The sequence below is a fragment of the Pseudomonas fluorescens genome (assembly GCF_002022275.1).
GTDB lineage: Bacteria > Pseudomonadota > Gammaproteobacteria > Pseudomonadales > Pseudomonadaceae > Aquipseudomonas > Aquipseudomonas fluorescens_AJ.
The window spans coordinates 55123-75225 of record NZ_MSDF01000013.1 but is presented as its reverse complement, the minus strand read 5'-3'; the positions used below and the strand labels follow the sequence as shown (position 1 = coordinate 75225).

At 58.2% G+C, this 20103-nt stretch carries 16 protein-coding genes, 1 other RNA gene and 1 pseudogene; 11 read left to right on the top strand and 7 right to left on the bottom strand.

Features of this window, described 5'->3' with window-relative positions:
• Positions 1-102: 102 nt before the first annotated feature.
• The 4 genes from BFW87_RS06840 to BFW87_RS06825 form a co-directional block, all read right to left on the bottom strand.
• Positions 103-1359 carry an integrase domain-containing protein gene (locus BFW87_RS06840; protein WP_078739164.1) on the bottom strand — a complete coding sequence of 419 codons (1257 nt, stop codon included), beginning with the start codon at positions 1357-1359 and terminating at the stop codon, positions 103-105.
• 186 nt (positions 1360-1545) lie between these two features.
• Positions 1546-1942: a transfer-messenger RNA gene (gene ssrA / locus BFW87_RS06835) on the bottom strand.
• Between the two features lie 104 nt (positions 1943-2046).
• The gene (locus BFW87_RS06830) at positions 2047-2325 is read right to left on the bottom strand and encodes a hypothetical protein (RefSeq protein ID WP_078739163.1); all 279 of its coding nucleotides are present in this window, start codon (positions 2323-2325) and stop codon (positions 2047-2049) included.
• Positions 2326-2462: 137 nt separating this feature from the next.
• Positions 2463-5273, bottom strand: coding sequence for an FAD-binding and (Fe-S)-binding domain-containing protein (locus tag BFW87_RS06825; RefSeq protein WP_078739162.1), 2811 nt, complete (start codon positions 5271-5273; stop codon positions 2463-2465).
• Between the two features lie 108 nt (positions 5274-5381).
• Between BFW87_RS06825 and BFW87_RS06820 the strand changes: the two are divergent.
• Positions 5382-5540: pseudogene (locus tag BFW87_RS06820) on the top strand (GntR family transcriptional regulator); the annotation flags it as partial.
• 38 nt (positions 5541-5578) lie between these two features.
• Here BFW87_RS06820 and smpB read toward each other — a convergent pair.
• Complete coding sequence (smpB, locus tag BFW87_RS06815) at positions 5579-6061, bottom strand: SsrA-binding protein SmpB (RefSeq protein ID WP_003235073.1); 483 nt, start codon at positions 6059-6061, stop codon at positions 5579-5581.
• Between the two features lie 166 nt (positions 6062-6227).
• On the opposite strand from smpB, the gene BFW87_RS06810 reads away from it, so the two are divergent.
• Entirely contained in the window at positions 6228-6662 is a 435-nt protein-coding gene (locus BFW87_RS06810) for a type II toxin-antitoxin system RatA family toxin (RefSeq protein WP_078739161.1), read from the top strand.
• A complete protein-coding gene (locus BFW87_RS06805; RefSeq protein ID WP_078739160.1) occupies positions 6655-6957 on the top strand; it encodes an RnfH family protein in 303 nt (100 codons plus the stop codon). Before BFW87_RS06810 ends, BFW87_RS06805 begins: the two co-directional genes overlap by 8 nt.
• A gap of 63 nt (positions 6958-7020) precedes the next feature.
• On the opposite strand, the gene BFW87_RS06800 is transcribed toward BFW87_RS06805, so the two are convergent.
• Positions 7021-7548: an outer membrane protein assembly factor BamE gene (locus tag BFW87_RS06800; RefSeq protein ID WP_078739159.1), complete on the bottom strand. Its 528-nt coding sequence runs from the start codon at positions 7546-7548 to the stop codon at positions 7021-7023.
• Positions 7549-7646: 98 nt separating this feature from the next.
• Here BFW87_RS06800 and fur point away from each other — a divergent pair, with 98 nt between their 5' ends.
• The gene (gene fur / locus BFW87_RS06795) at positions 7647-8051 is read left to right on the top strand and encodes a ferric iron uptake transcriptional regulator (RefSeq protein WP_003194220.1); all 405 of its coding nucleotides are present in this window, start codon (positions 7647-7649) and stop codon (positions 8049-8051) included.
• A gap of 85 nt (positions 8052-8136) precedes the next feature.
• On the opposite strand, the gene recN is transcribed toward fur, so the two are convergent.
• Positions 8137-9810 carry a DNA repair protein RecN gene (gene recN / locus BFW87_RS06790; RefSeq protein WP_078739158.1) on the bottom strand — a complete coding sequence of 558 codons (1674 nt, stop codon included), beginning with the start codon at positions 9808-9810 and terminating at the stop codon, positions 8137-8139.
• Positions 9811-10064: 254 nt separating this feature from the next.
• Between recN and grpE the strand changes: the two genes are divergently transcribed.
• The 7 genes from grpE to greA all read left to right on the top strand — a co-directional run bounded on the left by grpE (position 10065) and on the right by greA (position 20097).
• Positions 10065-10625: a nucleotide exchange factor GrpE gene (grpE, locus tag BFW87_RS06785; RefSeq protein WP_078739157.1), complete on the top strand. Its 561-nt coding sequence runs from the start codon at positions 10065-10067 to the stop codon at positions 10623-10625.
• Between the two features lie 102 nt (positions 10626-10727).
• Positions 10728-12644 (top strand): molecular chaperone DnaK, encoded by a 1917-nt coding sequence (gene dnaK, locus BFW87_RS06780; protein WP_078739156.1) that lies wholly within the window; start codon positions 10728-10730, stop codon positions 12642-12644.
• A gap of 317 nt (positions 12645-12961) precedes the next feature.
• Positions 12962-14086: a molecular chaperone DnaJ gene (dnaJ, locus tag BFW87_RS06775; RefSeq protein ID WP_078739155.1), complete on the top strand. Its 1125-nt coding sequence runs from the start codon at positions 12962-12964 to the stop codon at positions 14084-14086.
• A gap of 9 nt (positions 14087-14095) precedes the next feature.
• The gene (gene dapB / locus BFW87_RS06770) at positions 14096-14902 is read left to right on the top strand and encodes a 4-hydroxy-tetrahydrodipicolinate reductase (RefSeq protein WP_078739154.1); all 807 of its coding nucleotides are present in this window, start codon (positions 14096-14098) and stop codon (positions 14900-14902) included.
• Positions 14903-15160: 258 nt separating this feature from the next.
• Complete coding sequence (carA, locus tag BFW87_RS06765) at positions 15161-16297, top strand: glutamine-hydrolyzing carbamoyl-phosphate synthase small subunit (RefSeq protein WP_078739153.1); 1137 nt, start codon at positions 15161-15163, stop codon at positions 16295-16297.
• Between the two features lie 105 nt (positions 16298-16402).
• Positions 16403-19624 (top strand): carbamoyl-phosphate synthase large subunit, encoded by a 3222-nt coding sequence (carB, locus tag BFW87_RS06760; protein WP_078739152.1) that lies wholly within the window; start codon positions 16403-16405, stop codon positions 19622-19624.
• Positions 19621-20097 (top strand): transcription elongation factor GreA, encoded by a 477-nt coding sequence (gene greA / locus BFW87_RS06755; RefSeq protein WP_078739151.1) that lies wholly within the window; start codon positions 19621-19623, stop codon positions 20095-20097. The genes carB and greA overlap by 4 nt, the downstream gene beginning before the upstream one ends.
• The last annotated feature ends 6 nt before the right edge of the window (positions 20098-20103 follow it).

Sequence of the window (20103 nt, the reverse complement as noted above, 5' to 3'; positions counted from 1 at the left end):
CTGAAAAAGCGTAGGCATACCAGAGATCTGGCAACTGTCGTCACTCCTTTCGCCCTACTACACGACACGGATCGTAGCCGGTGGCGCGTACTCGTTGGATGTTCAGCGAATCGGTACGACGTTGCGATCTCTGGTTTGATGGATAGCCGATGCCGACAGGCTGCCGGTGGCCGCCTTCTGGATATGTTCACTCCACCAAGCCATCATCGGGCGCCGACGTTCGATGTAATCCGCCCGGTTGTAGGCGCTACGAACTTCGTCCTTGTCGACATGCGCCAGCGCGACCTCGATCAGCTCGGGATCCCAGCCATGCTCATTCAGGATGGTGCTCGCCATCGAGCGCAAGCCGTGGCTGACTAAGCGGTCCTGAAAGCCCATGCGCTTCAACGCCATGTTGGCGGTCTGGCTATTGGCATGGGTGCGGGGATTTCTATCTGAGGGGAACACGTACTCTCTGTTACCGCTGAGTTGCTTGAGCGTCTCTAGTAACGAAACTGCCTGATCGGTAAGAGGGATTGTGTGCGGCCGACGTTTTTTCATGCGCTCTGGCGGAATGGTCCATATGCGCTTGTCGAAGTCGATATCTGCCCATCGTGTGGTGGCTGCTTCGGCAGGGCGGGTCATCGTGTGCAACTGCCATTCGATCAGGCAGCGGGTCGTGCGCTTGATGCTGGCATTCGCGATTTCCATCATGAGCTCGGGAAGCTCCTCAGGTGGTAGCGCAGCCATGTTCTCTTTTTTGGGTTTCTTGAACACGGCCCGAATTCCATTGAGGGGGTTCGCAAATATCAGCCCGGAGTTGACCCCGTAGGTCATGATCTCGTTGAGTCGTTGGCTCAATCGTTTGACGGTTTCGAGGCTTCCTTTGGCCTCGATTGGGCGAAGGATCTTGATAACCATCGGAGCAGTGATTTGAGAGAGCGGCGTTGTTTTCATGCTTGGGAAAACATGGAGCGTCAGCGATCTCCAAATGTCTTCGGCGTAGGCTTTGGTTACGGAGTCTTTCTTCAGCTCGAACCAAGCGGTGGCCACCTTCTCGAATGTGTGTTCAGTCTCAGCAAGTTTGGCTTGCCTTACCTCATCACGCTGGGTTTTGGGATCAGTGCCCAAAGCAAGCAGCTCACGCGCCTCTGCGGCTTTCTTGCGGGCGTTGGCTAACGAGAGGTCGGGGTATGGACCAAGCGCCATGTTGATACGGCTTCTGGTCAACGGCTCGCGGTAATTGAAATTCCACATCATCGAGCCGCTCGCGCGTACTCGAAGCTGCAAGCCATCGCCGTCGCTGAGGACGAAGTCTTTACCAGTTGCCTTGACTGCCTTGAGCTGGCGATCGGAGAGGCGGGTTGCGTTAGTAGGCATGGGGGCTACCTCCAGCACCGTTTTGGTATCCTGAAAATAGCATCTGGTAGTCCGGGATACCACCTGGGATACTAAAACGGCTGGAACTCAGAAATCCTCCAAAGCCCCCAAAAGAGCTGAAACCCCCGTATTCACTGGATTTCAGGCACAAAAAAAGACGTCCGTGGACGTCTTTAGATGATGAAGTGGTGGAGCCGGGGGGATTTGAACCCCCGTCCGCCAGTACTCCGCTGTCGGTACTACATGCGTAGCCGTTTCTATTAAGTTAACCCTCAGCGACCCGAAGGGCAGGGTGCTTTGGGCGAGTTGTGTAAGTTTTAGCCGCTTCGTCCACAACGTACTGCACGGCGATTCTGTTCTATATGACAATCACTTTGGGTTTACAGACATCCCCTGGTGATTGCTGGACCCGAAGGTACCAGAAGCTCAGGGCTAAGGCTGCTTACGCAGCGAGAGCGAATTCCTGGCCGTAGTTTTCGTCATTGGCAACTATAAGAAGTTGCAACAGTGGATTTACGAGTTCTGTTACCAACTCGGCATGCACCTAAAGTTTCGCGACCGGCGTCGAATCCTAAACGGCCCCGTGCTTGTAACTCGTTGTTTCTTAGTGAGTGACAAGCCTGTGCAGTGTACGCCAAACGGTCCGAGAAGGCCAACCCGAAGGTTGGCCTTGAGACGGCGTCCGGTTTACTGGCCGCCTTTCTCACTGTTCTGCAGGTCTTGAATGGCCTTGGAGGTGATCTCGATGCACTTCTTGTCATCGCCAGCGGCGTGAGCGGCTTTGGCTTGGGAGACGGCGGTGTCGATTTCACCACTTTTGCCACTGGTGTCGGTGGCGAGGAGGGCTTTGCCGTTGTTGATTTTGTCGAGGTTGATCTTGCACAGATCGGTGTCGCCGGCAGCAAAAACAGGGGAGGCCAGCATCGCAGCGGTAATGAACAAGCCAGCAAGAGCGGAACGCTTCATAGGGTATCTCCTTGCGAAATAGGGCTCGACGCTGCTGGCGTTTCACAGGCTGCCAGCGACATCACTGTTGAGCCTCGTGCGCCGAGGCCTATGTAGATGACTACGCCGGCGCGCAGGGGTTCTGTTTGTTTGCAGGTTTAATGCACGCGGGCCTGGGTGACGCGGTCCACGAGGTACACCAGCCCGTGGTAGTCGATGCCGCCATGCTGGCTCAAGCCGATCTCGCAGGTGCGGCTGGTGGAAATGCCTTCACTGCAATATTGCACTGCGTCCTTGAGGGTGCGCAGTGAGTGGGCGTTGAGCTCCGGTGTGGTGAAGCCTTTGTCGCCCGCAAAGCCGCAGCAATGGATGCCTTCCGGAATCACCACGGTGTTGGAACAGCGCCGGGCGAGGTCGATCAGCGCCTGGCTTTCGCCCAAATGCTGGGTGCTGCAGGTGACGTGCACGGCGATGGGCGCTTCCTGCGGGGTGAAGTCGAGGCGGTCCATCAGGTGCGTGCGGATGAAGCGTACCGGGTCGTAAAGGTCGAGGCGCGTTTCGCCGAGGTCTTGCAGTAGCCGCAGGGTGCAGGGGCTGGTGTCGCAGTAGATGGGGTCGAGGCCGCCACGGCTGGCGTGGAGCAGCGCGCCGATCAGCTCCTGGCGTTTGTGTTCGGCTTGCTCGGCGTAGCCTTTGGAGGCGAAAGGCTGGCCGCAGCAGAGGTTGTCCTGGTTGTCTGGGAAGACGACTTGGTAACCGGCTTTTTCCAGCAGGCTGCGGGTTTTGTCGTACAGCGACGTCTGCTCTTTATCTCCCGCTGCCGGGCCCATGGCGCGTGAGACACAGGCCGCCAGGTAGACCACGCGCGGGCGCTCGTCATCGACGGCCGGGCTGAAGCGAATGGCTTTTTCCGGCTGCGGCATGGCGTCTGTCCATTGAGGGATTTGCCCCTTGGACAGCTGCGTGATTTTCGCCGAGAGCTTCGCCAGACGCGGCGCGCCCAGCAGCATGCGTGCGCCATTGGCGACGTGCAGGGTAAAGCGCGCACCTTGCAGCGCAGTGGCGAAATGGCTGGCGAGCCAATCGGCTGTTTTCGTACGGTCTGCGTCACGGCTGCGCAGCTTTTTCACCAGGTCGCCGGTATTAATGCCGACAGGGCAGCGTTGGGCGCACAGCCCGGTAGCGGCGCAGGTGTCGATGCCTTGGTAGTGGTAGGCCGCCTCCAGTTCGGTGGTGTCGATGCCTGCGCGTTTCTTCGCCTGGATATCGCGCCAGATCACGATGCGTTGGCGCGGGCTCAAGGTCAGGCCTTTCGATGGGCAGACCGGTTCGCAGAAACCGCATTCGATGCACTTGTCCACAAGCTCGTCAGCGGCGGGCAGCGGTTTGAGGTGTTTGAGGTGAATTTGCGGGTCGTCGCTGAGCACCACGTCGGGGTTGAGAATGCCGTTCGGGTCGAGCAGGCGTTTGAGCTGCCACATCAACTGATAGGCATCGCTGCCCCATTCCAGCTCAACAAAGGGCGCCATATTGCGGCCGGTGCCGTGCTCGGCTTTCAACGAGCCGCCGAACTCCACGGCCACCAGGTGTGCCACGTCGTCCATGAACGCCTGATAGCGTGCGACTTCTTCGCTGCTGTTGAAGCCTTGGGTGAAGACGAAGTGCAGATTGCCTTCCAGGGCGTGTCCGAAAAGGATTGCTTCGTCGTAGTGATGTTTGTCGAACAGCTCGATCAAGCGGTTTACGCCGATGGCCAGTTGTTCGACCGGGAAGGTCACGTCTTCGATGATCACCGTGGTGCCGGTTTTACGCACGGCGCCGACGGCGGGGAAGGTGTCTTTGCGGATCGCCCACAGGCGGGCGTTTTCCACGGGGTCTTGGGTGAAGTCGACCTGTTTTTCCACAGGGAAGGGCGCCAGGGCCGTCATGATCAGCGCCAACTGCTCCTGCAGCAATGACGTCGACGCGGCGCGCGATTCGATCAGCATCGCGCAGGCATTTTCCGATAACTGCTGTACGAAAGCGGGCATGCCCGGTTTGTTCTGCACCGAGCGCAGGCTGCGTCGGTCAAGCAGCTCAACGGCTGAGACCGGTTGGGTTTTCAGCACGGTGACCGCGTTGCAGCAGGTTTCGACATCCGGGAACACAATCAACGCCGAGGCTTTGTTCGGGTGGTCGATCACCGTGTCGTAAGTCACTGCACTGATAAAGCCCAGGGTGCCTTCGGAACCCACCAGCAAGTGGCTGAGGATATCCAGCGGCTCATCAAAATCCACCAGGGCATCGAGTGACAGGCCGGTGGTATTTTTCAGACGGTATTTGTGGCGGATCTTTGCAGCTAATTCAGCATTTGCCCGCGTCTCGCGGCCGAGTGTTGCCAGGTGTTCCAGCAATGCGCCGTGGCTTTCACGAAAGGCTGTGATGCTGGCGGCGTCTTCGGTGTCCAGGCAGCTGCCGTCTGCCAATACTAGGCGAATGCCTGCCAGGGTGTGGTAGGTGTTCTGCGCCGTACCGCAGCACATGCCGCTGGCGTTGTTGGCGACGATGCCACCGATTTTGCACGCGTTGATCGACGCCGGGTCCGGCCCGATCTTGCGTCCGAACGGTGCCAGCCACGCATTCGCCTGGGCGCCGATCACGCCGGGTTGCAGGCGGATCTGCGTGCCTTGCCCGCGAATTTCGCGGCCATTCCAATTGTCGCCGAGCACGATCAGCACCGAGTCGCTGATGGCTTGGCCGGACAAGCTGGTGCCTGCTGCGCGGAAGGTCACCGGCACATGGTCACGCTGAGCCAGTTGCAGCACTGCAACCACTTCGTCTTCCGACTCCACGCGGATCACCAATTGTGGGATCAGTCGGTAAAAGCTGGCGTCGGTGCCGAAAGCGAGGGTGGAGAGTGGATCGTCGAAGCGACGATTTTTCGGAATCAGTTGTGCGACGTCGCTCAGAAAAGCAGCAGGCAGGCCCATCGGTCCTCCAGAAATAGCAGACGCCGGACGCGTTGTGCGGCGTCGATTCTTACTCTGTTACGTGCGGGTCTTTAGTGCACCAGCATACCGGTGAACCCGTAGGCCTGCGACATGCTGATCGGTCAGCATCGGGATCTGTACTTGGCGATTATCGAGGGGTGGGCCGAGCAGGCGCGGGAAGTCTCAACACGTCACCTGCTGTATGTGCAGGAAGTGCTGGAGGAGGTGCGTCAGGAGGTTCAGCGGGAACGGCGTAAAGGCATGTAGCCCCGGGTGATTGGCCCAGGGCTACATCGCTGCAAGGGTTAGTCTTCCTTGCCCTTGTTGCGCACGGCGCGGTGCAGCTCGCGATTGGAGTCGCGTTCGCGCTCGGTGTCGCGCTTGTCGTATTCCTTCTTGCCCTTGCCCAGCGCGATCTCGCACTTGACCAGGTGCTTGCTCCAGTACCAGGACAGGCAGATGCAGGCGTAGCCTTTCTGCTGTACGGCGGCGGCGAGCTTTTCCAGTTCGCGCGCATTGAGCAACAGTTTGCGCGTGCGCACCGGGTCGGCAATCACGTGGGTGCTCGCGGTGGTCAGCGGGGTGATATGACTGCCCAGCAGCCATGCCTCGCCATCCTTGAGCAGGACGTAGCTGTCGACCAGTTGCAGCTTGCTGGCGCGCAGACTTTTTACTTCCCAGCCGGCCAGGACCAGACCAGCCTCGAACCGATGTTCGATGAAGTAATCGTGTCGCGCCTTTTTGTTTTGCGCGATGGTCCCTGTGGGGTGTTTCTTTTGTTTAGCCATAGGGGCGGCATTATAGGGAGTTGCGAGCGTGTCGGCTACGGTCAACCTGCGTGCTTGAGCGTGTTGAGCGAATCCCGGACAATACGGGCAGTTCTTTGGTTTTTTTCTCTCGCGGATCGGGCTGTTCTTTCGCGATGTTTGCCTCAGCAGTGGAAGTAACGCTCACATGACGACGCATATTCAACGTTCGGCTTTATTGCCTTATCCGGCGCAGGCGCTCTATGACCTGGTCAACGACGTGGCGCGTTACCCGGAATTTCTGCCGTGGTGTTCCGCCGCCGAGGTGCTGGAGAGCAGTGACGAGCACATGGTTGCCAGTGTTGGGGTGGCCAAGGCGGGGCTGAGTCAGCATTTTGTGACGCGCAATATTCTGGTGCCCGGAAAATCCATTGAAATGAATCTGGAAGAAGGGCCGTTCACTCAACTGCACGGTGTGTGGGTGTTCAAGGCGTTGACGGAGAAGGCCTGCAAGATCAGCCTGGATTTGTCATTCGAGTATGCGGGGCCGATTGTGCGGGCGACCTTGGGGCCTTTGTTCAATCAGGCGGCGAATACCCTGGTGGATGCATTTTGCCAGCGAGCCAAGCAACTGCATGGTTGAGGTCGAAGTGGTGTATGCCGCTGAAGATCGCCAGGTATTGTTGGCGGTGGCGGTGCCCTCGGGCACGAGCGTGAGAGCTGCCGTGCAGGCATCTGGAATCGCAATGCAATTTCCACAGCTGTCGCTGGCTGAGTGCCCACTGGGCATATTCGGTAAGGCGGTCGCGGACCCTGAGGTGCGTGAAGTGCAATCGGGCGACCGCATCGAGATTTATCGACCTTTGCTGGCTGACCCAAAAGAAGTGCGCCGGCTGCGCGCGGCGAAGGCGGCGATGGCCAGGAAGCAGGATTCATAGACTTGGTAATCGACAGGCAACAAAAAGCCCGGCATGCCGGGCTTTTTATTGAGCGCCGCAAAATTACTGCGGGCTGGTGTCCAGAGGCTGAGGCGTCGGGACGGGGACGGCTTGCACGCCATCGACATCTTTCTGGATGGTATCCAGCAAGGAGCCTGGCTTGGCCGGTACTTCAGACTTCGGCTTCTCGGCTTCCTGCGCAGGCGCGGTCACGTTAGTGCCGTTGTCTTTGCCGAGCAGGGCTTCATCACGGCTGACGCCGGGCATGAAGTCACCGGACAGGCTGACAAGCTGGTCATTGCCATTAAAAATGACGCTGACGCGCTCCTGCTGGCGTTCACCGCCACCAGGCTGGATGCTGTAGAGATAATCCCAGCGATCGGCATGGAAAGTGTCGGTCAGCAGGGGGTTACCCATGATAAACCGTACTTGCCGTCGGGTCATTCCGGGGCGTAACTGGTCTATCATGTCCTGCGTGACGACATTGCCCTGCTGGATGTCGATTTTGTAAACCCCGGGGAATGAACAACCGGCGAGTGCGAGCAGTCCCACAAAGGTGAAACTGGTTAGCAAGAGCTTGGTGTTTTGCATCGGTGGGCGACTTCCACTATCTTGGCTGGGACAACGTAAACGCCGATCATACCCGTATTAAGAGAAGCTGCGAAGCAGCATCCGCGAGAAAGCTAACCATGGTTGAAAATAGCGAACTACGCAAAGCCGGTCTTAAAGTGACTCTGCCACGAGTCAAGATTCTACAAATGCTCGATTCTGCTGAGCAGCGCCACATGAGTGCCGAGGATGTTTACAAGGCACTGATGGAGTCTAACGAGGACGTTGGCCTGGCCACGGTTTACCGTGTGCTGACCCAGTTTGAAGCCGCAGGGCTGGTGGTTCGTCATAATTTCGACGGCGGTCATGCAGTGTTCGAATTGGCTGACGGCGGTCATCACGACCACATGGTTGATCTGGATACCAATGAGGTTATCGAGTTCACCAGCCCGGAAATTGAAGCGCTGCAGCACAAGATTGCTGAGGAGCATGGCTTCGATTTGGTAGACCATAACCTGGTGTTGTACATCCGTAAGAAAAAGTAAAAATCGTCGCAGATGTGCTCTGCGAAACGATGGAAGGCGACCCTTGGGTCGCCTTCGTGCTTTCTATAGAGAGGAAAATGCCGGCTTAAGCCTTGGCTGCCACGACCATTTTCTTCGCGTGAGCCAGGGACTCCTTGGTTAGATCGATCCCCCCCAGCATCCGCGCAACTTCTTCCACGCGTTCTGATTTGTTCAGTTTCGACACGGCTGTGTGCGTTGCATCGTTCCCGCGCACCTTATGCACAAACAAGTGCTGATGCCCTTGGGCGGCCACTTGCGGCAGGTGAGTCACAGTCAATACCTGGCCTCTATCCCCAAGTCGGCGCAACAGCTGGCCAACGATCTCGGCCGTCGGCCCGCCAATCCCTACGTCTACTTCGTCAAATACCAGTGTCGGCACCCGCGAGGTTTGTGCAGTGATGACCTGGATCGCCAGGCTGATCCGCGACAGCTCACCGCCAGACGCCACTTTAGCCAGTGCCTTGAGCGGTTGCCCAGGGTTGGCGCTCACTAATAGCTCCACCTGCTCAAGCCCGTGGGGTTGCAGTTCGTTGCTGGCGTTGGTGCGCAGCTCAATGGTGAAACGCCCGCCTGGCATGCCCAATCGCTGAATTTCCAGCTCCACGGCGTTGGCCAAACCTGTGGCGGCCTGGTGGCGCAGGTCGCTCAGCTCGCGTGCCTTCTCTTGATAGTGGCGGGCAAAAGAGGCGAGTTCTTCGCCGAGGCGCTCGATGGATTCGTCATTGGCGTTCAGTGTTTCGATTTCATCCAGCAGCTTTTGCTGCATCGTCGCCACTTCAGTGGGCTGGATGCGGTGTTTGCGGGCCAATGTATAAATAGTATCCAGGCGTTCTTCTATTTCCTGCAGGCGCGACGGGTCGGCATCGAAGTGACCCAGGAAGCGGTTCAACTCGCCGACGGCTTCTTCTACCTGGATTTGTGCACTGGTCAGCAGGGTTGTCGCTTCGCTCAGGGAGCCAGATCCGCTGTTCACGCTGGACAGTCGGTTCAGGCTCGCCGTCAGTGCGTTAAGGACATTCCCTGAATCACTTTCGCTGCATTGCTCTACCACCTGACGACAAATACCCAGCAGGGTTTCGGCGTTGGTGAGGTTTTTGTGTTCCTGCTCCAGTTGCTCCAGTTCCGTTTCGCCAAGGCCAAGACTTTCCAGCTCTTCAAGCTGGTAGCTGAGCAACTGATGGCGGGCGCGTTGCTCGTCGCCGGAATTGGAAAGGCGCTCCAGTTCCAGGCGTGTCTGGCGCCAGCGTTGGGCAGCGAGCTGCACCTGGCGGGCAAGGTCGGTGGCACCGGCGTATTCATCGAGCAGGCGACGGTGGGTGTCAGTTTTCAGCAGGGATTGGTGTTCATGTTGGCTGTGGATATCAATCAGCAATTCGCCCAGGGCTTTCAAATCACCGAGTGGGCAGGGCGTGCCATTGATATAGCCGCGCGAGCGCCCTTCGGCTGTGATGACCCGGCGCAGGATGCACGGGCCTTCATTATTAAGGTCGCGCTCGGCCAGCCAGGTTTCGGCTTCGGGAATATCCGCGAGGTCAAAGGTGGCCAGGATGTCGGCCTTGTCTGCGCCGGGGCGCACCACGCCGCTGTCGGCGCGGTCGCCCAGGGTCAAGCCCAAGGCGTCGAGCATGATCGACTTGCCGGCGCCGGTCTCGCCTGTGATTACGCTCATCCCGCGATCCAGTTCCAGATCCAGATGTTCAACGATTGCGTAGTTATGTACGGACAGGTGCACGAGCATGACGGCCGCTCCCAGGCTTAATGTCTGGTTATTTATACAGTGTTTTGCTCCGAGCTGACAATCCTGGCGCTTAGCTCGATTTGCTCGATATGCCGTGCTACTTAGCGCAAAGAGGAATGAGCGATCATGAATTGATCCGCATCACTGGAAAGACTTTTGGTAACGCTTGCGCCCTTGAACCTGAAAATTGTGGCCCCATATACCGGAACAGAAGCGCGAGTTGAGTTCGCGCATGATTTTGAAAGGAGAAATCTATGGCTGACGAACAGACGCAGGATACGCAAACTCCAGACGCCAATTCGGCTGCCGGTGATGAACTGGCGACTCGCGTGCAAGTGCTCGAAGAGCAGTTGGCCGCTGCGCAGGATCAATCGTTGCGTGTTGCCGCCGATCTGCAGAACGTCCGCCGCCGCGCCGAGCAGGATGTAGAGAAGGCTCACAAATTCGCGCTGGAAAAATTCGCCGGTGATCTGCTGCCGATCATCGACAGCCTGGAGCGTGGCCTTGAGTTGTCCAACCCGGACGACGAAAACATCCGCCCAATGCGCGAAGGGATCGAACTGACCCTGAAAATGTTCCAGGACACCCTGAAGCGTTATCAGCTGGAAGCCATCGATCCGCAAGGCGGCGAACCGTTTAACGCTGAGCATCATCAGGCGATGGCCATGCAGGAAAGCCATGACCTTGAGCCTAACAGCGTGTTGAAAGTGTTCCAGAAGGGCTACCAGCTCAACGGTCGCCTGTTGCGCCCGGCAATGGTTGTTGTGAGCAAGGCTCCTGCACCTGTTGCACCTTCTATTGATGAGCAGGCTTGAAATCAGTCGTAACGGCCCCATCTATAAGTCAAGCGTTTAAGTGCTACCGCAGTTAGCCACCACTGCTGCGGCAACCAAATTAAAGTTTCGGGAGAGTAAATCATGGGCAAAATTATCGGTATCGACCTAGGGACCACCAACTCCTGCGTCTCCGTACTGGAAAACGGCGTTGCCAAAGTTATTGAAAACGCTGAAGGCGCGCGCACCACGCCGTCGATCGTTGCTTACGCCAACGACGGTGAAATCCTAGTCGGTCAGTCGGCCAAGCGTCAGGCTGTCACCAACCCGCACAACACTCTGTACGCGGTAAAGCGTCTGATCGGTCGTAAGTTCGACGAAGAAGTCGTACAGAAAGACATCAAGATGGTCCCTTACAAAATCGCCAAGGCTGACAACGGTGACGCCTGGGTTGAAGTAAACGGCCAGAAAATGTCGCCGCCACAAATTTCGGCTGAAATCTTGAAAAAGATGAAGAAAACCGCCGAAGACTACCTTGGCGAAACCGTGACTGAAGCGGTGATCACCGTTCCGGCCTACTTCAACGACAGCCAGCGCCAGGCGACCAAAGACGCCGGCCGCATCGCGGGTCTGGACGTAAAACGTATCATCAACGAGCCTACCGCTGCTGCTCTGGCTTACGGTATGGACAAGGCCAAAGGCGACCACACCGTGATCGTTTATGACCTGGGTGGCGGTACGTTCGACGTGTCCGTGATCGAAATCGCTGAAGTTGACGGCGAGCACCAGTTCGAAGTGTTGGCCACCAACGGTGACACGTTCCTGGGCGGTGAAGACTTTGACATTCGTCTGATCGACTACCTCGTTGACGAATTCAAGAAAGAAAGCGGCATGAACCTTAAGGGTGACCCGCTGGCCATGCAGCGCCTGAAAGAAGCTGCCGAGAAAGCCAAAATCGAGCTGTCTTCCGCTCAGTCGACCGACGTGAACCTGCCGTACATCACTGCAGACGCCACCGGTCCTAAGCACTTGAACGTGAAAATCTCGCGTTCCAAGCTGGAAGCGCTGGTTGAAGACCTGGTTCAACGCACCATCGAGCCTTGCCGCATTGCGCTGAAAGACTCCGGTATTGACGTTGGCTCGATCAACGACGTGATCCTGGTCGGCGGTCAGACCCGTATGCCACTGGTTCAGAAGCTGGTGACCGAATTCTTCGGTAAAGAAGCCCGTAAAGACGTGAACCCGGACGAAGCGGTTGCCATGGGTGCTGCCATCCAGGGCGCGGTATTGGCCGGCGACGTGAAAGATGTGCTGCTGCTGGACGTTAGCCCGCTGACCCTGGGTATCGAAACCATGGGTGGCGTGATGACAGCGCTGATCGAGAAAAACACCACGATTCCTACCAAGAAATCGCAAGTGTTCTCGACTGCCGATGACAACCAGGGCGCTGTGACCATTCACGTGCTGCAAGGTGAGCGTAAGCAAGCGGCTCAGAACAAGTCCCTGGGCAAGTTCGACCTGGCCGAGATTCCACCAGCACCACGTGGCGTGCCACAAATCGAAGTGACCTTCGACATCGACGCCAACGGCATCCTGCACGTCGGCGCGAAAGACAAGGCGACTGGCAAAGAGCAGAAGATCACCATCAAGGCCAACTCCGGCCTGTCTGATGAAGAAATTCAACAGATGATTCGTGATGCTGAAGCCAACGCTGATGCGGATGCCAAGTTTGCCGAGCTGGCTGGCGCTCGCAACCAGGGCGACGCACTGGTTCACTCGACGCGTAAAATGGTCTCCGAAGCGGGCGACAAAGTGACTGCTGAAGAGAAAACCGCTATCGAAGCTGCTGTGGTTGCTCTGGAAGCTGCCATCAAAGGCGACGACAAGGCTGCCATTGATGCCAAGGTTGAGGAGCTGTCGAAGGTTTCCGCGCCGGTCGCACAGAAAATGTACGCCGAACAAGGTCAGCCAGCTGATGGCGCTGCACAACACGCAGAGCCTGAAGCCAAGCACGACGACGTTGTCGATGCCGAGTTCGAAGAAGTCAAAGACCAGAAGTAAGTTGGTCGCCCGGTTGACCGCTGTCCAGCGGTGACTGGTAGGATGTCGCCGCGCGGGAGCTTGCTCCCGCGTTGGCGTGTCTGGGGTATGCGAATTTTTACAGCATGCGACAGCGTTCGGATGTTGGCGGTGTGATCGGGAATGCTCCTGCGTTCCGAGCAGTAAATACCGCATTTTTGGCCGGGTGCCTGGCTAAAAGCAGTAATGACCAGGATCGTTGAATTGACGTGAGTTGGGTCCGGGCCTGTATTGGGGCTCAACGAGTTTGGCAAGGCTCAGGAGGGTCTGGCCGAACGTCCTTAAGAGTGCAAAGACTTATGGCAAAGCGTGACTATTACGAAGTATTGGGTGTGGAGCGCAGCTCCAGCGAGGCGGACCTGAAAAAGGCCTACCGTCGCCTGGCGATGAAGCATCACCCGGACCGTAATCCGGATAGCAAAGAATCCGAAGAGATGTTCAAAGAGGCGAACGAAGCCTACGAATGCCTGAGTGATCCCAACAAGCGCGCGGCCTACGACCAGTATGGCCATGCCGGCGTTGACCCGAGCATGGGCGGCGGCGGTGCCGGTTTTGGCGGTCAGAACTTCTCCGACATTTTCGGCGACGTATTCAGCGACTTCTTCGGCGGTGGCCGTGGTGGTCAGCGTGGTGGTGCTCAACGCGGCAGCGACTTGCGTTACACCCTGGAGTTGAATCTGGAAGAGGCCGTTCGCGGTACCAGCGTCAATATCCGCGTGCCGACGCTGGTCAACTGCAAGCCGTGCGACGGCTCGGGTGCCAAGAAAGGCTCCTCGCCGATCACCTGCCCGACCTGTGGCGGTATCGGCCAGGTGCGCATGCAGCAGGGCTTCTTCTCGGTGCAGCAAACCTGCCCGCGCTGCCATGGCCAGGGCAAGATCATTTCCGATCCGTGCGATTCCTGCCACGGAGAAGGCCGCGTAGAAGAGTACAAAACCCTGTCGGTGAAAGTGCCTGCGGGCGTGGATACCGGTGATCGCATTCGCCTCTCGGGTGAAGGCGAGACGGGGACTCAGGGCGGCCCTACCGGCGACCTGTACGTGGTGATCAACGTGCGCGAGCACTCGATCTTCCAGCGCGACGGCAAGCATCTGTTCTGTGAAGTGCCGATCAGCTTTGTCGATGCGGCGTTGGGTGGCGAGATGGAGATTCCGACGCTGGACGGTCGGGTCAAACTCAAGATCCCGGAAGGCACGCAGACCGGCAAGCAGTTCCGTATCCGTGGCAAAGGCGTTGCGCCGGTGCGCGGTGGTGGTGCAGGCGACTTGATGTGCCGTGTGGCGGTGGAAACACCGGTCAACCTCGGCCGTCGTCAGCGTGAACTGCTCGAAGAGTTCCGCAGCTCGCTGGAAGGTGATGACTCTCACTCGCCGAAATCCACTGGTTTTTTTGACGGTGTTAAGCGCTTCTTCGGCGACCTGTAAGGAATGAGTATGCGACGTATAGCCGTGATGGGCGCTGCAGGGCGCATGGGCAAGAACCTGGTTGAGGCGGTGCAGCAGCGTTCGCCGGCTTCCGGGTTGACTGCCGCGATCGTTCGTCCGGGCAGCTCGCTGATCGGTGCGGATGCTGGTGAGCTGGCGTCTCTGGGCCGTATCGGAGTTTCGCTGTCGGGCAGTCTCGAGCAGGTAGCTGATGAGTTCGACGTACTGATCGACTTCACCTTGCCGGACGTGATGCTGAAAAACCTCGCGTTCTGCCGCAAGGCAGGCAAGGCCATGGTGATCGGTACCACGGGTTTGAGTGCTGAGCAGAAGCAGTTGCTGGTGGAGGCGGGCAAGGATATTCCTGTCGTCTTCGCTGCCAACTTCAGCGTCGGTGTAAACCTGTCGCTGAAACTTCTGGATCTGGCGGCGCGCGTGTTGGGGGATGAGGCGGATATCGAGATCATCGAGACCCATCATCGCCACAAGATTGATGCGCCGTCGGGGACTGCGCTGCGCATGGGTGAGGCGATTGCCGATGCGCTGGGGCGTGACCTGTCGAAAGTGGCCGTTTACGGTCGTGAAGGTCATACCGGCGAACGTGCGCGTGACACCATCGGTTTTGCGACCGTGCGCGGTGGTGACGTGGTAGGTGATCACACCGTGCTGTTCGCCTCTGAAGGCGAGCGCCTGGAGATCACGCACAAAGCGTCCAGCCGCATGACATTTGCCAAGGGTGCGGTACGTGCAGCGCTCTGGCTCGACGGTCGCGAGCCTGGCCTGTACGACATGCGCGATGTGCTGGACCTGCACTAATCAGTAGCTAAAAAGGGGGCTCAAGCTTATGCTTTGGCCCCGTTTTTACCCGCTAAGCGACGTCCTGTCGCATTCCCCTGCCTTTTAGGCTCATTAGCGGTGGACCAAAAAAGCCTTTTTCTGTAAGCTACAGCTTTAGTGTGTTCACTAAAAGCGCGCAGAATAATTCAGTGAATAAGCGGAGTGACGTGTCCATACGTCACTCCGCTTTTTTACACCTGCGATCGCCCTTTCAGGCTTTATTTACGGGAGGTCTTCTTGACTAAGCCAGCCATACTCGCCCTTGCTGATGGCAGCATTTTTCGCGGCGAAGCCATTGGAGCCGACGGTCAAACCGTTGGAGAGGTGGTGTTTAACACCGCCATGACCGGCTATCAGGAAATCCTTACCGATCCTTCCTACGCCCAACAGATCGTTACCCTGACCTATCCGCACATCGGCAACACCGGTACTACACCGGAAGATGTCGAGTCTGATCGTGTCTGGTCGGCGGGCCTGGTGATTCGTGACCTGCCACTGGTTGCGAGCAACTGGCGTAACACGATGTCGCTGTCCGATTACCTGAAAGCCAACAACGTTGTGGCAATCGCCGGTATCGATACGCGCCGCCTGACACGCATCCTGCGTGAAAAAGGCTCGCAGAACGGCTGCATCATGGTCGATGACAATATTTCCGAAGAGGCGGCGATTGCCGCAGCCCAAGGCTTCCCTGGCCTGAAAGGCATGGACCTGGCGAAAGTTGTCAGCGTCAAAGAGAAGTACGAGTGGCGCTCCACTGTCTGGGACTTGAAGACCGACAGTCATGCAACGATCGAGGCCGCTGACCTGCCTTACCACGTCGTGGCCTACGACTACGGCGTCAAATACAACATTCTGCGCATGCTGGTCGAGCGCGGTTGCCGCGTGACCGTGGTGCCGGCGCAAACCCCGGCAAGCGACGTGCTGGCCCTGCAGCCGGATGGCGTGTTCCTGTCCAACGGCCCGGGTGACCCTGAGCCTTGCGACTACGCCATCCAGGCGATCAAGGAAGTACTGGAAACCGAGATTCCAGTCTTCGGTATCTGCCTTGGTCACCAGCTGCTGGCCTTGGCCTCCGGTGCCAAGACCCTGAAAATGGGTCACGGTCACCACGGTGCCAACCACCCTGTGCAAGACCTGGACACTGGCATTGTGATGATCACCAGCCAGAACCACGGTTTTGCGGTGGACGAAGCGACCTTGCCGGCTAACGTCCGGGCTATCCACAAGTCGCTGTTCGACGGTTCCCTGCAAGGCATCGAGCGCACCGACAAGAGCGCGTTCAGCTTCCAGGGCCACCCTGAAGCCAGCCCGGGCCCGAACGACGTAGCGCCGCTGTTCGACCGTTTCATCAATGAGATGGCCAAGCGACGCTGACTGAGCGGCTTGCGGGCGGCCCCGAACTTCGGTGGCCCCCGCAGGCACTTCAAGGATTGTTCAAGACGGCTTGCCGACTGACCTGCGGATTTGAGTGACAAACCCATGCCAAAACGTACAGACATAAAAAGCATCCTGATTCTCGGCGCTGGCCCGATCGTGATCGGCCAGGCCTGCGAATTCGACTACTCCGGCGCCCAGGCCTGTAAAGCCCTGCGCGAGGAGGGTTACCGCGTCATCCTGGTGAACTCCAACCCGGCCACCATCATGACCGACCCGGACATGGCCGACGCCACCTACATCGAGCCGATCAAGTGGCAGACCGTTGCCAAGATCATCGAGAAAGAGCGCCCGGACGCACTGCTGCCAACCATGGGCGGCCAGACTGCACTGAACTGCGCCCTGGACCTGGAGCGCGAAGGTGTCCTGGAGAAATTCGGCGTAGAAATGATCGGCGCCAATGCCGACACCATCGACAAGGCTGAAGACCGTTCGCGTTTCGACAAGGCCATGAAGTCCATCGGCCTTGATTGCCCGCGCTCGGGCATCGCCCACACCATGGAAGAAGCCAATGCAGTGCTCGAGAAGCTGGGCTTCCCGTGCATCATTCGTCCGTCCTTCACCATGGGCGGCACCGGTGGCGGTATTGCTTACAACCGTGAAGAGTTCGAAGAAATCTGCGCCCGTGGCCTGGACCTGTCGCCGACCAAAGAGCTGTTGATTGACGAATCCCTGATCGGCTGGAAAGAGTATGAGATGGAGGTTGTCCGCGATAAGAAGGACAACTGCATCATCGTCTGCTCCATCGAAAACTTTGACCCGATGGGCGTGCACACCGGTGACTCGATCACTGTTGCGCCGGCGCAGACCCTGACGGACAAGGAATACCAGATCATGCGTAACGCCTCCCTGGCGGTATTGCGCGAGATCGGCGTGGAAACCGGCGGCTCCAACGTCCAGTTCGGCATCTGCCCGGACACGGGTCGCATGGTGGTCATCGAGATGAACCCGCGGGTATCCCGTTCCTCGGCGCTGGCCTCGAAAGCCACCGGTTTCCCGATTGCGCGTATCGCCGCCAAGCTGGCGATCGGCTATACCCTGGACGAGCTGCAGAACGAAATCACCGGCGGCGCAACGCCGGCGTCCTTCGAACCGTCGATCGACTACGTCGTCACCAAGCTGCCACGTTTCGCTTTCGAGAAATTCCCGAAAGCCGACGCACGCCTGACCACTCAAATGAAGTCGGTGGGTGAAGTCATGGCCATCGGCCGGACTTTCCAGGAATCCCTGCAGAAAGCCCTGCGTGGCCTGGAAGTGGGCGTTTGTGGTCTGGACGAGAAGCTCGACCTGAGCAACCCGGAAAGCATGAGCATCCTCAAGCGTGAGCTGACCGTGCCGGGCGCCGAGCGTATCTGGTACGTGGCTGACGCCTTCCGCGCCGGACTGTCGGTCGAAGACATCTTCGGCATGAACATGATCGACCCGTGGTTCCTGGTGCAGATCGAAGACCTGATCAAGGAAGAAGAGAAGGTCAAGACCCTTGGTCTGTCCTCTATCGACCGCGACCTGATGTTCCGCCTCAAGCGCAAAGGTTTCTCCGACCAGCGCCTGGCCAAACTGCTGGGTGTGACCGAGAAGAACCTGCGGACTCACCGCCACAAGCTCGACATCTTCCCGGTCTACAAACGTGTTGATACGTGCGCCGCTGAATTCGCTACCGACACCGCCTACATGTACTCGACATATGAGGAAGAGTGCGAAGCTGCTCCGTCCGGTCGCGACAAGATCATGATTCTGGGCGGCGGTCCGAACCGTATCGGCCAAGGCATCGAGTTCGACTACTGCTGCGTACACGCCGCCCTCGCTCTGCGCGAAGACGGGTACGAGACCATCATGGTCAACTGCAACCCGGAAACCGTTTCCACTGACTACGATACCTCCGATCGTCTGTACTTCGAGCCGGTAACCCTGGAAGACGTGCTGGAAATCTGCCGCGTCGAGAAGCCTAAAGGCGTGATCGTTCAGTACGGCGGCCAAACCCCGTTGAAACTGGCTCGTGCACTGGAAGCCGCCGGCGTGCCGATCATCGGCACCAGCCCGGATGCCATCGACCGTGCCGAAGATCGTGAGCGCTTCCAGCAAATGGTTGAGCGCCTGAACTTGCGTCAGCCGCCAAACGCCACCGTGCGCAGCGAAGACGAAGCCATCCGTGCCGCCAGCAAGATCGGCTACCCGCTGGTGGTGCGTCCGTCCTACGTATTGGGCGGCCGCGCGATGGAAATCGTCTACGAAGAAGAAGAGCTCAAGCGTTACCTGCGTGACGCGGTGAAAGTATCCAACGACAGCCCGGTGCTGCTGGATCACTTCCTCAACTGCGCCATCGAAATGGATGTGGACGCAGTCTGCGACGGTACCGACGTGGTGATCGGCGCGATCATGCAGCACATCGAGCAGGCGGGTGTTCACTCCGGTGACTCCGCGTGCTCGCTGCCGCCTTACTCGCTGCCGGCGCACATCCAGGACGAGATGCGCGAACAGGTCAAGAAAATGGCCCTGGAACTGGGCGTGGTCGGCCTGATGAACGTTCAGTTGGCGCTGCAAGGCGAAGACATCTACGTCATCGAAGTCAACCCGCGCGCCTCGCGTACCGTGCCATTTGTTTCCAAGTGCATCGGTGTGTCCCTGGCCATGATCGCGGCCCGCGTGATGGCCGGTAAGACCTTGAAAGAAATCGGCTTCACCAAGGAAATCATTCCGAACTTCTACAGCGTGAAAGAGGCGGTGTTCCCATTCGCCAAATTCCCTGGCGTGGACCCGATCCTGGGTCCGGAAATGAAGTCCACCGGCGAAGTGATGGGCGTGGGCGACACCTTCGGTGAAGCATTCGCCAAGGCCCAGATGGGTGCCAGTGAAGTGCTGCCGACCGGCGGTACCGCGTTCATCAGCGTGCGTGACGATGACAAGCCATTGGTTGCAGGCGTGGCCCGTGATCTGATCAACTTGGGTTTTGAAGTCGTGGCCACCGCCGGGACCGCCAAGCTGATCGAAGCTGCCGGCCTGAAAGTGCGTCGCGTGAACAAGGTGACGGAAGGCCGTCCGCATGTGGTCGACATGATCAAGAATGACGAAGTCACCCTGATCATCAACACCACCGAAGGTCGCCAGTCGATCGCGGATTCGTACTCCATTCGTCGTAACGCCTTGCAGCACAAGATCTACTGCACCACCACCATTGCTGCTGGCGAAGCCATCTGTGAAGCGCTCAAGTTCGGTCCGGAAAAGACCGTGCGTCGCTTGCAGGATCTACACGCAGGATTGAAGGCATGATCAAATACCCAATGACGGTCCAGGGCGCCAAGGCCCTGGAAGAGGAGCACACCCATCTGACCAAGGTCGTCCGTCCGAAGCTGAGCCAGGACATCGGTACGGCCCGCGAGCTGGGTGACTTGAAGGAAAACGCCGAATACCACGCTGCTCGCGAGCAGCAGGGTATGGTCGAGGCGCGGATTCGTGACATCGAAGGCCGGATTCAGAACCAGGTCATCATTGATGTCACGTCCATCCCGCACACCGGCAAAGTGATTTTCGGCACCACCGTGGAAATCGCCAACGTCGAGACCGATGAGCGCGTTGTCTACCACATCGTGGGCGAAGACGAAGCTGACTTCAAACTCGGTAAAATCTCCGTCGGTTCGCCACTGGCCCGTGCCTTGATTGCCAAGGAAGAGGGTGATGTGGTGGCTGTGAAGACGCCCGGCGGCGTGATCGAGTATGAGATTGTTGAAGTACGTCACGTCTGAAAGGCG

What these genes read in the sequence shown, in the direction of transcription:
- dapB (WP_078739154.1), top strand. Translation starts at nt 14,096, where the DNA reads ATGCGACGTATAGCCGTGATGGGCGCTGCAGGGCGCATGGGCAAGAAC.
- grpE (WP_078739157.1), top strand. Translation starts at nt 10,065, where the DNA reads ATGGCTGACGAACAGACGCAGGATACGCAAACTCCAGACGCCAATTCG.
- BFW87_RS06800 (WP_078739159.1), bottom strand. Translation starts at nt 7,548, where the DNA reads ATGCAAAACACCAAGCTCTTGCTAACCAGTTTCACCTTTGTGGGACTG.
- BFW87_RS06830 (WP_078739163.1), bottom strand. Translation starts at nt 2,325, where the DNA reads ATGAAGCGTTCCGCTCTTGCTGGCTTGTTCATTACCGCTGCGATGCTG.
- fur (WP_003194220.1), top strand. Translation starts at nt 7,647, where the DNA reads ATGGTTGAAAATAGCGAACTACGCAAAGCCGGTCTTAAAGTGACTCTG.
- greA (WP_078739151.1), top strand. Translation starts at nt 19,621, where the DNA reads ATGATCAAATACCCAATGACGGTCCAGGGCGCCAAGGCCCTGGAAGAG.
- BFW87_RS06840 (WP_078739164.1), bottom strand. Translation starts at nt 1,359, where the DNA reads ATGCCTACTAACGCAACCCGCCTCTCCGATCGCCAGCTCAAGGCAGTC.
- BFW87_RS06810 (WP_078739161.1), top strand. Translation starts at nt 6,228, where the DNA reads ATGACGACGCATATTCAACGTTCGGCTTTATTGCCTTATCCGGCGCAG.
- dnaK (WP_078739156.1), top strand. Translation starts at nt 10,728, where the DNA reads ATGGGCAAAATTATCGGTATCGACCTAGGGACCACCAACTCCTGCGTC.
- BFW87_RS06825 (WP_078739162.1), bottom strand. Translation starts at nt 5,273, where the DNA reads ATGGGCCTGCCTGCTGCTTTTCTGAGCGACGTCGCACAACTGATTCCG.
- carB (WP_078739152.1), top strand. Translation starts at nt 16,403, where the DNA reads ATGCCAAAACGTACAGACATAAAAAGCATCCTGATTCTCGGCGCTGGC.
- recN (WP_078739158.1), bottom strand. Translation starts at nt 9,810, where the DNA reads ATGCTCGTGCACCTGTCCGTACATAACTACGCAATCGTTGAACATCTG.
- smpB (WP_003235073.1), bottom strand. Translation starts at nt 6,061, where the DNA reads ATGGCTAAACAAAAGAAACACCCCACAGGGACCATCGCGCAAAACAAA.
- BFW87_RS06805 (WP_078739160.1), top strand. Translation starts at nt 6,655, where the DNA reads ATGGTTGAGGTCGAAGTGGTGTATGCCGCTGAAGATCGCCAGGTATTG.
- dnaJ (WP_078739155.1), top strand. Translation starts at nt 12,962, where the DNA reads ATGGCAAAGCGTGACTATTACGAAGTATTGGGTGTGGAGCGCAGCTCC.